Genomic DNA, 11,239 nt, shown 5'->3' with positions numbered 1-11,239 from the left:
AAGAACCTTCTGGTTTTTCATCCGCTTTCAGTCAGTTAGCCTAAAATAGTTAGGTCGATAACGAAAATTCAACTGAGAGCAGGGGAAAACACCATGCAAAATAAATTACTGATCGCTTCCGTTCTGGCTGCCACCGCAATGTTTACCGTCGCGGGCTGTTCGTCCAATCAGGCAGTAAAAACCACCGATGGTAAAACCATCGTGACTGACGGGAAACCGCAGGTGGATGACGATACCGGCCTGGTGTCGTACAAAAACGCCGAAACCGGTCAAACTGAACAGATTAATCGCGACCAGGTGAAATCCATGGGCGAGCTGGATAACTAATTCAGAATTCTGACGTAAGCCCGTCAATAATATTCACTATTAGCCTGTTGAATTACTGACTACACTCTTTTGTTAAAAGAAGGCAGTAACAACAGGCTAATCAATGATTCTTATAATTTATGCCCATCCCTATCCGCAGCACTCGCATGCGAATAAGCGGATGCTTGAGCAGGCAAGGACGCTCGAAAACGTAGAGATACGTTCCCTCTATCAACTCTATCCCGATTTTAATATCGATATCGCCGCTGAACAGGAGGCGCTCTCCCGTGCCGATCTGATCGTCTGCCAACATCCTATGCAGTGGTACAGCACGCCGCCGCTCCTGAAGCTGTGGATTGATAAAGTCTTCTCCCACGGCTGGGCGTATGGTCACAACGGCAATGCGCTAAAAGGCAAAAGTCTGATGTGGGCGGTTACCACCGGCGGTGGGGAAAGCCACTTTGATATTGGTACCTTCCCGGGGTTTGAGGTTCTGGCGCAGCCGCTGCAGGCTACGGCGCTTTACTGCGGGCTGAACTGGCTCCCGCCTTTTGCGATGCATTGCACCTTTGTTTGCGACGATGAAACGCTGCAGGCGCAGGCTCGCCATTATAAACAACGCTTACTCGAGTGGCAGGAGACGCACCATGGATAGCCATACGCTGATACAGGCGCTGATTTATCTCGGCGCGGCGGCGCTGATTGTGCCGGTGGCGGTACGTCTGGGGCTGGGGTCGGTTCTCGGCTACCTGATTGCGGGCTGCGTCATTGGGCCCTGGGGCTTTCGACTGGTAACGGATGCGGAGGCGATCCTCCATTTCGCTGAAATTGGCGTCGTGCTGATGCTGTTTGTGATTGGTCTGGAGCTGGATCCGCAGAGGTTATGGAAACTTCGCGCCTCGGTATTTGGCGGAGGCGCGCTGCAGATGGTGGCCTGCGGCCTGCTGCTCGGTGGGTTCTGCATCCTGTTGGGCATGGACTGGAAAGTGGCGGAGCTTATCGGCATGACGCTGGCGCTCTCCTCGACGGCCATCGCCATGCAGGCGATGAACGAGCGAAATCTGACGGTCTCGCAGATGGGACGCAGCGCGTTCTCGGTGCTGCTGTTCCAGGATATCGCCGCTATTCCGCTGGTGGCGATGATCCCGTTGCTGGCGGCAAGCGGCTCATCCACGACGCTGGGGGCGTTTGCGCTGTCGGCATTAAAAGTCGTGGGGGCGCTGGCGCTGGTGGTCCTGCTTGGCCGCTACGTGACCCGCCCGTTACTGCGGTTTGTTGCCCGTTCAGGTCTGCGCGAAGTGTTCAGCGCCGTGGCGCTGTTCCTGGTGTTTGGCTTTGGTTTGCTGCTGGAGGAAGCCGGACTGTCGATGGCGATGGGGGCGTTCCTTGCAGGCGTTCTGCTGGCGAGCTCTGAATATCGTCACGCCCTGGAAAGCGATATCGAGCCGTTCAAAGGGCTGCTGCTGGGGCTGTTTTTCATCGGCGTGGGGATGTCCGTCGACTTCGGCACGCTGGTCACGCACCCGCTGCGGATCGTCATCCTGCTCGTCGGTTTCCTGGTGATTAAAATGGTGATGCTGTGGCTGATTGCGCGTCCATTGAAGGTGCCGAACAAGCAGCGCCGCTGGTTTGCCGTACTGCTGGGTCAGGGGAGCGAATTTGCATTCGTGGTCTTTGGTGCCGCGCAGATGGCAAACGTGCTCGATCCCGAGTGGGCGAAAGCGCTGACGCTGGCGGTCGCGCTGTCGATGGCGGCAACGCCTGTTCTACTGGTGGTGCTGACGCGTCTGGAAAAATCAGGCAGCGAGCAGGAGCGCGAAGCCGACGAGATCGATGAGGAGCAGCCGCGCGTCATCATCGCCGGATTTGGTCGCTACGGGCAGATCGTCGGGCGTTTACTGCTGTCAAGCGGGGTGAAAATGGTGATTCTCGATCACGATCCTGACCATGTCGATACCCTGCGTAAATTTGATATGAAGGTGTTTTACGGCGATGCGACTCGCGTCGATCTGCTGGAATCCGCCGGGGCGGCAAAAGCTGAGGTATTGATTAACGCCATTGACGATCCTGAGACCAGCATGCAGATGGTGGAGCTGGTAAAAGAGCATTTTCCGGGGCTGACCATTATCTCCCGCGCGCGCGATGTGGATCATTACATCCGGCTGCGTCAGGCGGGCGTAGAGGCGCCGGAGCGTGAAACGTTCGAAGGCGCGCTGAAGTCTGGCCGCCTGGCGCTGGAGAATCTGGGGCTCGGCGCGTATGAAGCGCGCGAACGTGCGGACCTGTTCCGCCGCTTTAACACCGGGATGGTGGAAGAGATGGCGGCGATGGCCGGCAGTACGGCCACGGAGCGTGCGGCGGTGTTTAAACGCACCAGCGCCATGCTGACAGAAATCATTAACGAGGACCGCAATCACCTGTCGCTGATCCAACGTCATGGCTGGCAGGGCACGGAAGAGGGCAAGCATACCGGCGATCCGGCTGACGAGCCCGAGAGTAAACCTTCCGCGTGAAGTGGAGTTGCCAGCAATAATAAAAAATTTCTGTATCTTTACTCTGCCGCCAGTCGACGAAAGATTAAGCTTTCCGTATAGTGGCGGCAATTTTTTGCATCCGGGAAATTTTCAATGATCAGTCTGATTGCAGCGCTGGCGGTGGACCGCGTTATCGGTATGGAAAATGCCATGCCGTGGAACCTGCCTGCCGATCTCGCATGGTTTAAACGTACTACGTTAAACAAGCCGGTAGTGATGGGCCGCCTGACCTGGGAGTCGATTGGTCGTCCATTGCCGGGCCGTAAGAATATCGTTATCAGTAGCCAGCCGGGCACTGACGATCGCGTCGAATGGGTTAAGTCCGTTGATGAAGCGATTGCCGCCTGCGGTGACGCCGAAGAGATCATGGTGATCGGCGGCGGCCGCGTGTATGAGCAGTTCCTGCCAAAAGCGCAGAAGCTGTATCTGACCCACATTGATGCTGAAGTGGAAGGGGACACCCATTTCCCGGATTACGATCCGGACGAGTGGGAATCGGTATTCAGCGAGTTCCACGACGCGGATGCACAGAACTCCCACAGCTACTGCTTCGAGATTCTGGAACGTCGTTAAGTGATGTCCCTCTCCCGCCCGGGAGAGGGAATGATTCAGGAGGCAACGGCCTCACTTTCCCCTAAGTCCAGCTGTCGGTTGGACGGCTGAACAAAGTAAGTTTTATCTTCCCAGCGTAAGCAGGTCAACTCTCCGCCCCAGCAGCATCCGGTATCCAGACCGTAGATCCCGTCCGGCGTGCCTTTTCCTTCCAGCGCAGCCCAGTGGCCAAAGACGACGTTGTACTCGCTTGTCACGGGTCCAGGAATGGCAAACCACGGTTTGAGCGGGGCAGGCGCGCTTTCCGGCGTCTCTTTGGAATACATGTCCAGCTGCCCGTTCGGGAAGCAGAAACGCATGCGCGTAAAAGCGTTGGTAATAAAACGCAGGCGGGCCAGACCGCTGAGATCCTCGCTCCAGTGATTCGGCATATCGCCGTACATGGCATCAAGGAAGAAGGGGTACGAGTCGCTCGCCAGCACCGCCTCAACGTCACGCGCGCAGGTTTTAGCCGTCTCAAGATCCCATTGCGGGGTGATCCCGGCATGAGCCATGACCAGCTTTTTCTCCTCATCGACCTGCAGTAAAGGCTGGCGGCGCAGCCAGTTAATCAGTTCGTCCGCGTCTGGCGCATCCAGCAGGGGAGAGAGGCGATCTTTAGGTTTGTTGCGGCTGATCCCGGCAAATACGGCCAACAGGTGAAGATCGTGATTGCCCAGCACCATGCGCACGCTGTCGCCCAGAGATTTGACGAAACGTAAAACCTCAAGCGAGCCCGGGCCACGCGCGACTAAATCGCCCGTCAGCCAGAGCGTGTCCTGTCCTGGCGTAAAGTCGACCTGTTTTAACAATGCGATCAGTTCATCGTAGCAACCGTGAACGTCGCCAATCAGATATGTAGACATTAGATTAATGAATGAGTGTGGTTACGGCGAGACGGAACACAGGAATAGCAACGCGGAACACATTGCCATCGACGTCGACCATTTCATAATGGCCTTGCATGGTACCCAGCGGCGTTTCAATTACCGCGCCGCTGGTGTACTGATACTCTTCGCCAGGGGCGATGTGGGGCTGTTCACCGACCACACCTTCACCCTGAACTTCAATTTCGCGGCCATTGCCGTTGGTGATAAGCCAGTAGCGCCCGCGCAGCTGCACGGGCATCCGCCCCAGATTGCGAATGGTCACGGTGTAAGCAAAGACAAAACGCTCTTCATCCGGCGAGGATTGCGATTCAACATAGACGCTTTGTACATGGACACATACGCGGGGCGAATCAATCATGGCTTAACTCTCCTTCGGCGGCGCATTTTCGCTGATGTAATTAGCCAGCTTGCAGTACTGCTCTACGGAAATGTTTTCCGCACGCATTGCCGGGTCGATCCCCAGCTCTGCTAACACCTCAACGGTAAACGAATTGCTCAGACTGTTACGGATCGTTTTACGGCGCTGGTTAAAGGCTTCCGTGGTGATGCGGCTCAGTACACGCAGATCTTTAACCGGATACGGTTTCGTTTTGTGCGGCACAAGGCGCACAACCGCAGAATCTACTTTCGGTGGCGGCGTGAACGCTGATGGCGGTACTTCGAGTACCGGGATCACGTTGCAGTAATATTGTGCCATCACGCTTAAACGACCATACGCTTTACTGTTCGGCCCTGCAACCAGACGGTTAACAACCTCTTTTTGCAACATGAAGTGCATGTCGGCAATGGCATCAGTATAGCTAAAGAGGTGGAACATTAGCGGCGTGGAGATGTTATACGGCAGGTTGCCGAACACGCGCAGCGGCTGGCCCATTTTTTCCGACAGTTCGCCAAAGTTCATGGTCATGGCATCCTGCTGATAGATGGTCAGCTTTGGTCCGAGGAACGGGTGCGTTTGCAGGCGTGCGGCCAGGTCGCGGTCCAGTTCGATAACGGTCAGCTCGTCGAGGCGTTCGCCTACCGGCTCGGTCAGTGCGGCAAGGCCCGGGCCGATTTCGACCATAGCCTGACCCTTCTGCGGATTAATAGCAGAGACGATGCTGTCGATCACGAATTGATCGTTGAGAAAGTTTTGCCCGAAGCGTTTACGGGCTAAGTGGCCCTGATGGACTCGATTAGTCATTGAGTATTAACAATCATTTTGATGGCGAGATTAAGCGCCGTAATAAAACTGCCGACATCCGCTTTCCCCTGGCCTGCCAGATCCAGCGCAGTGCCGTGGTCAACGGACGTTCGAATAAAGGGTAAACCGAGGGTGATATTCACCCCGCGGCCAAAGCCCTGGTATTTTAGCACGGGCAGACCCTGATCGTGGTACATCGCGAGGACGGCGTCGGCATTATCCAGGTATTTTGGCTGGAAAAGGGTGTCCGCAGGCAGCGGCCCGCTGAGATTCATCCCTTTGGCGCGCATTTCTTCAAGCACCGGAATAATGGTGTCGATCTCTTCGGTGCCCATGTGACCCCCTTCACCCGCGTGCGGATTCAGGCCGCAGACCAGAACGTGCGGCCGCTTGATGCCGAACTTCGTTTGCAGGTCGTGATGCAGGATCCCGATGATCTCCCGCAGCAGTTCCGGGGTGATGGCATCAGGAATGGCCTTGATCGGTAGATGGGTGGTCACGAGAGCAACGCGCATCGCTTCCGTCGCCAGCATCATCACCACTTTCGGGCTGTGCGAGCGCTCTTCGAAGAACTCCGTATGCCCGGTAAAAGGGATGCCCGCTTCGTTGATGACGCCCTTATGCACGGGGCCGGTGATCAGAGCGGCAAATTCGCCCTTCAGGCAACCGTCGCAGGCGCGGGCAAGGGTTTCCACGACGTAGTGGCCATTTTCCGTGCTGAGCTTGCCTGGAATAACGGGTGTACGAAGGGGAACAGAAAGAAGAGTGAGCGTACCGGCCTGCTGTGGTGCGGGCTGTTGGCCTTCAACGTAAGGGATGAGCGTTAAGGGCAGACCGAGCAGCTTCGCCCGGTCTTGTAACAGTGTTGCATCCGCGCAGACAACCAATTCTACTGGCCAGCTGCGCTGGGCGAGCTGGACAACGAGGTCAGGCCCAATCCCGGCGGGTTCGCCGGGAGTGATAACAACACGATGCTGTTTCATTAGTTGCTCAGGACTTTCACGTAAGCACTGGCGCGCTGTTCCTGCATCCAGGTTGCCGCTTCTTCGGAGAACTTACGGTTAAACAGCATACGATAGGCTCTGTCTTTCTGCGCCGCATCCGTTTTGTCCACGTTGCGGGTGTCCATCAGCTCGATCAGATGCCAGCCAAATGAAGAGTGAACCGGGGCACTGATCTGGCCTTTATTCAGCTTCATCAGCGCATCGCGGAAGGCAGGATCGTAAATGTCCGCAGCCGCCCAGCCCAGATCGCCGCCCTGGTTCGCAGAGCCAGGATCCTGAGAGAACTCTTTCGCTGCATTGGCAAACGACGTTTTACCGCTCTTAATATCTGCGGCAATTTGCTCCAGCTTCGCACGCGCCTGATCGTCAGTCATGATCGGTGACGGCTTCAGCAGAATGTGGCGAGCGTGAACTTCAGTCACGGAGATATTCTGGCTCTGACCGCGCAGATCGTTCACTTTCAGAATGTGGAAGCCCACCCCTGAACGGATTGGACCGACGATATCGCCTTTCTTCGCCGTGCTCAGCGCCTGAGCAAAGATAGATGGCAGCTCCTGGATACGTCCCCAGCCCATCTGACCGCCTTTCAGGGCCTGTTGGTCAGCAGAGTAGGTGATAGCCAGCTTGCCAAAGTCGCCGCCGTTACGCGCCTGGTCGACAATTGAACGTGCCTGACTTTCTGCTTCAGCAGCCTGATCTGACGTTGGGTTCTCTGGCAGTGGGATCAGAATGTGGCTCAGGTTCAGCTCTGTGCTCGCATCGTTCTGGTTGCCCACCTGTTTTGCCAGCGCATCCACTTCCTGAGGCAGGATCGTGACGCGACGACGCACTTCATTGTTACGCACTTCCGAGATCAGCATCTCTTTACGGATCTGGTTACGGTAGGTAGCGTAGCTGATGCCGTCATAGGCCAGACGGCTGCGCATCTGGTCCGGCGACATGTTGTTCTGCTTTGCAATGTTAGCGATAGCCTGATCGAGCTGCTCGTCGGTCACCTTCACGCCCATTTTCTGACCCATCTGCAGGATAATCTGATCCATGATCAGACGCTCCAGGATCTGGTGGCGCAGCGTGGCGTCATCCGGAAGTTGCTGACCCGCTTCGCCCGAATTGAGCTTCACGGATTTCATCAGACCATCAACGTCACTTTCGAGCACGACGCCGTTGTTAACGACAGCGGCGACCTTATCAACAACCTGGGGGGCCGCGAAGCTGGTATTCGCAACCATAGCGACACCAAGCAGCAGCGTTTTCCAGTTCTTCATACTTTTTCCATTTCAATTAACCGCAAAGCGGATTACGTTGTAAATCAAGCACATTACAAAGAACTACTGTACGGCAGAATGTTCGAACGCAGCATCTGATGCGTGCCCAGGCCGTAGTTGGAGCTCAGGCCGCGCAGTTCGACATTAAAGCCAATCACGTTATCGTATTTGCTCTGATTGTTTACAGTGTCCCAGCCGTTAAGCTTACGCTCGTAACCGACGCGCAGCGCGTAACAGCAGGAGTTATATTGCAGACCTACCATCTGGTCCGCTGGCTTATTCGCGTTAGTGTCAAAGTAGTAAGCGCCTACGATTGACCAGCGGTCGGCGATAGGCCAGCTTGCTGCACCACCAACCTGCGAGATGCCGTCTTTATACTGTTCTGCGCCTGCATAAGAAGGCAATGTTGCCTGAATATATTCCGGGCTGGCATAACGATACGTCAACTGTACCATGCGGTCTTCATCGCGACGGTACTCAATAGCGGCACTGCTTGTGGCGATATTATCGAGGCGAGTGTCATATTGCACACCACCGCGCAGGCCCCAACGGTCAGTCATGCGCCAGTACGTGTCTCCCGCCCATACCAGCGATCCCGTTTTGTTGTCTTTCTCCCACTGAATGTTGTCATCACCGGTACGTGACTCGGTGAAATAGTAGATTTGACCAACAGAAACGTTAAAACGTTCAACGGCGGCATCATCATAAACGCGTGTTGTGACGCCGGTCGTTAACTGGTTAGCGGATGCGATACGGTCCAGACCGCCGTAAGTACGATCGCGGAACAGGCCGCTGTAGTCAGACTGCAGTAAAGACGAGTCGTAGTTCTGAATCTTGCTCTGATCGCGATATGGCACGTACAAATACTGCATACGCGGCTCAAGCGTCTGGGTATAACCATCCGCCAGCAGGCCCATATCACGCTCGAAGATCAGCTTCCCGTCCATTTTGAACTGCGGGAGCGTTCGGTTAACCGACTCTTCCAGATGCGCATTGTTCGTGGTGTTGTAATTATCAACATTTTTTTGCTGATAGTGCGTCGCCATCAGCTTGGCTTCGGTATTCAGGCTTGCCCAGTTGTTAGACCACGGCAGATTGATCGTCGGCTCCAGGTGAACACGCGTAGCTTCCGGCATGTCCGAATCCGTGTTCACGAAATGTACCGCCTGAGCGTAAACCCGGGTGTCGAATGGACCTACATTATTCTGATACCAGTTAACGTCCAGCTGCGGCTCTGCACCATAGGTAGGCGTGGACTGGTCAGAGAATACCTGGAACTGTTTGGTTGAGACGGTTGCATCAAAGTTCTGCACCGCATAGCCTACGCTGAACTTCTGCGTGGCATAGCCATCCGTGCTCGAACCGTATTTAGACGAAAAGTCGTTAAAATAAGATGAGTCGCTAACTTTGGTATAGTCAACGTTAAAGCGCCACACCTGATCCATCACTCCGGCATGCTGCCAGTAGAATAGCCAGCGGTGTTTATCGCCTTCTGTAGGGTGCTCATCCTGGAAGACCTTATCCGACGGCAGATAATCCAGCTCCATCAGGCCTGCACCGGCCTGAGTCAGATAGCGGAACTCGTTCTCCCACATGATGTTGCCGCGCTTGTGGATATAGTGCGGCGTGATCGTGGCGTCCATGTTGGGCGCGATGTTCCAGTAATACGGCAGGTAGAACTCAAAGTAGTTCGTGGTGCTGTATTTGGCATTCGGGATCAGGAAGCCCGAGCGACGCTTGTCACCTACGGGAAGCTGGAGATAAGGGCTGTAGAATACCGGCACCGGACCCAGCTTAAAGCGTGCGTTCCAGATCTCTGCGACCTGCTCTTCACGGTCATGGATAACTTCGCTCCCGACCACGCTCCAGGTATTTGAACCCGGCAGACATGATGTAAAGGAGCCATTCTCCAGAATCGTATAGCGGTTTTCACCGCGCTGTTTCATCAGGTCCGCTTTACCGCGTCCCTGGCGACCCACCATCTGGTAATCACCTTCCCAGACGTTAGTATCTTTGGTATTCAGGTTTGACCAGGCTTTCGGACCTTTCAGGATGACCTGATTGTCGTCATAGTGCACATTACCCAGCGCATCCACCGTTCGTACCGGCTCGACCGCGCCTTCCGGCTGCTTCTGGTGCAACTGCACTTCATCAGCCTGCAGGCGGCTATTGCCCTGGTTAATATCCACATTGCCCGTAAACGTGGCATTGTCAGGATAAGTACCTTTGGAGCTATCGGCAGTAATGGTTACCGGCAAGCTATTTGTATCGCCCTCCACCAGTGGGCGATTATAACTTGGGACGCCAAGCATACACTGCGAGGCGAGATCGGCCGCCAGCCCCTGTTGACTGTACAGGGCGGAGCCAATCATTGTGGCCAGGAGGGTGGGGATACGTTTTTTCATACGTTATATTTTATTGTTCCGTCATCAGTGGCTACGGCTTACAAACGCTCAGAGACTATCTTACTCATCAGCGCAGTACCAGCGTTAATCCTGCCCGTTTGCGCGCCAGAGTGTTAGGCTCGCTATCGAATGACGAGTATGATAAAGCAAATTATAGGCGATGTCCTTCAATTGACCGTGGCTTGAACACTGTGATGATGACGTTGCGTCGGCAGGGAATATGACTATCCGGGGAGTATATGCAGTATTGGGGTAAAATAATCGGCGTTGCGTTCGCCATCATCATGGGTGCCGGATTCTGGGGAATTGTGCTTGGGCTTATCATTGGCCATATGTTTGATAAGGCACGCAGCCGCAAAATGGCCTGGTTTGCCAATCAGCGCGAGCGCCAGTCGCTCTTTTTCTCCACCACCTTTGAGGTCATGGGGCACTTAACCAAATCCAAAGGCCGCGTGACCGAAGCGGATATTCAGATTGCCAGCGTTTTTATGGATCGCATGAACCTGCATGGTGAGTCCCGCCTGGCGGCGCAGAATGCGTTTCGCATCGGTAAATCGGATAACTATCCGCTGCGTGAAAAGATGCGCCAGTTCCGCAGCATCTGCTTCGGACGTTTTGATTTAATTCGGATGTTTCTGGAAATCCAAATCCAGGCGGCGTTTGCCGACGGCTCGCTTCACCCCAATGAACGCGATGTCCTGTACGTTATTGCGGAAGAACTGGGTATCTCCCGTATGCAGTTTGACCAGTTCCTGCGCATGATGCAGGGCGGCGCCCAGTTTGGCGGCGGCTATCACCAGCAGTCTTCCGGCGGTGCATGGCAGCAGGCGCAGCGTGGCCCGACGCTGGAAGATGCCTGCAACGTGCTTGGCGTGAAGCCCACGGACGATCAAACCACGATTAAACGTGCCTACCGTAAGCTGATGAGCGAGCATCATCCTGACAAGCTGGTGGCGAAAGGTTTACCGCCGGAAATGATGGAGATGGCGAAGCAAAAAGCGCAGGAAATCCAGAAGGCGTACGAGCTCATTAAAGAGAAGAAAGGTTTCAAATAAGAAAAA

At 55.0% G+C, this 11,239-nt stretch carries 11 protein-coding genes; 5 read left to right on the top strand and 6 right to left on the bottom strand.

What is annotated here, in order from left to right; translation table 11 throughout:
* Positions 1 to 93: 93 nt before the first annotated feature.
* The 4 genes from HBA26_RS01340 to folA all read left to right on the top strand — a co-directional run bounded on the left by HBA26_RS01340 (position 94) and on the right by folA (position 3,413).
* A complete protein-coding gene (locus tag HBA26_RS01340) occupies positions 94 to 327 on the top strand; it encodes a YgdI/YgdR family lipoprotein (RefSeq protein ID WP_003856439.1) in 234 nt (77 codons plus the stop codon).
* Positions 328 to 430: 103 nt separating this feature from the next.
* Positions 431 to 961, top strand: coding sequence for a glutathione-regulated potassium-efflux system oxidoreductase KefF (kefF, locus tag HBA26_RS01335; protein WP_126345437.1), 531 nt, complete (start codon positions 431 to 433; stop codon positions 959 to 961).
* Positions 954 to 2,819, top strand: a complete 1,866-nt coding sequence (gene kefC, locus HBA26_RS01330) for a glutathione-regulated potassium-efflux system protein KefC (protein ID WP_048999031.1) — start codon at positions 954 to 956, stop codon at positions 2,817 to 2,819. The genes kefF and kefC overlap by 8 nt, the downstream gene beginning before the upstream one ends.
* Before the next feature lie 114 nt (positions 2,820 to 2,933).
* Positions 2,934 to 3,413 (top strand): type 3 dihydrofolate reductase, encoded by a 480-nt coding sequence (gene folA, locus HBA26_RS01325; protein ID WP_006173915.1) that lies wholly within the window; start codon positions 2,934 to 2,936, stop codon positions 3,411 to 3,413.
* A 35-nt stretch (positions 3,414 to 3,448) separates the two neighbouring features.
* Here folA and apaH read toward each other — a convergent pair whose 3' ends face one another.
* Genes apaH through lptD form a run of 6 tightly spaced genes read right to left on the bottom strand, consistent with a single transcriptional unit; the run spans position 3,449 to position 10,178 of the window.
* Complete coding sequence (apaH, locus tag HBA26_RS01320) at positions 3,449 to 4,297, bottom strand: bis(5'-nucleosyl)-tetraphosphatase (symmetrical) ApaH (RefSeq protein WP_028015478.1); 849 nt, start codon at positions 4,295 to 4,297, stop codon at positions 3,449 to 3,451.
* Between the two features lie 4 nt (positions 4,298 to 4,301).
* The gene (apaG, locus tag HBA26_RS01315; RefSeq protein ID WP_014882505.1) at positions 4,302 to 4,679 is read right to left on the bottom strand and encodes a Co2+/Mg2+ efflux protein ApaG; all 378 of its coding nucleotides are present in this window, start codon (positions 4,677 to 4,679) and stop codon (positions 4,302 to 4,304) included.
* Between the two features lie 3 nt (positions 4,680 to 4,682).
* Positions 4,683 to 5,504 carry a 16S rRNA (adenine(1518)-N(6)/adenine(1519)-N(6))-dimethyltransferase RsmA gene (rsmA, locus tag HBA26_RS01310; RefSeq protein WP_028015479.1) on the bottom strand — a complete coding sequence of 274 codons (822 nt, stop codon included), beginning with the start codon at positions 5,502 to 5,504 and terminating at the stop codon, positions 4,683 to 4,685.
* Positions 5,501 to 6,487, bottom strand: a complete 987-nt coding sequence (gene pdxA, locus HBA26_RS01305; protein ID WP_126345438.1) for a 4-hydroxythreonine-4-phosphate dehydrogenase PdxA — start codon at positions 6,485 to 6,487, stop codon at positions 5,501 to 5,503. Before pdxA ends, rsmA begins: the two co-directional genes overlap by 4 nt.
* Positions 6,487 to 7,773: a peptidylprolyl isomerase SurA gene (gene surA / locus HBA26_RS01300; RefSeq protein ID WP_028015481.1), complete on the bottom strand. Its 1,287-nt coding sequence runs from the start codon at positions 7,771 to 7,773 to the stop codon at positions 6,487 to 6,489. Before surA ends, pdxA begins: the two co-directional genes overlap by 1 nt.
* A 53-nt stretch (positions 7,774 to 7,826) precedes the next feature.
* Positions 7,827 to 10,178 (bottom strand): LPS assembly protein LptD, encoded by a 2,352-nt coding sequence (lptD, locus tag HBA26_RS01295; protein ID WP_048999034.1) that lies wholly within the window; start codon positions 10,176 to 10,178, stop codon positions 7,827 to 7,829.
* Positions 10,179 to 10,417: 239 nt separating this feature from the next.
* Here lptD and djlA point away from each other — a divergent pair, with 239 nt between their 5' ends.
* Positions 10,418 to 11,233, top strand: a complete 816-nt coding sequence (gene djlA, locus HBA26_RS01290) for a co-chaperone DjlA (protein ID WP_028015483.1) — start codon at positions 10,418 to 10,420, stop codon at positions 11,231 to 11,233.
* The last annotated feature ends 6 nt before the right edge of the window (positions 11,234 to 11,239 follow it).

Source organism: Enterobacter sp. 725m/11 (assembly GCF_011683705.1).
Lineage (GTDB): Bacteria > Pseudomonadota > Gammaproteobacteria > Enterobacterales > Enterobacteriaceae > Enterobacter > Enterobacter bugandensis.
The sequence above is the reverse complement of the archived record's forward strand: the minus strand, read 5'-3'. Positions and strand labels throughout refer to the sequence as shown.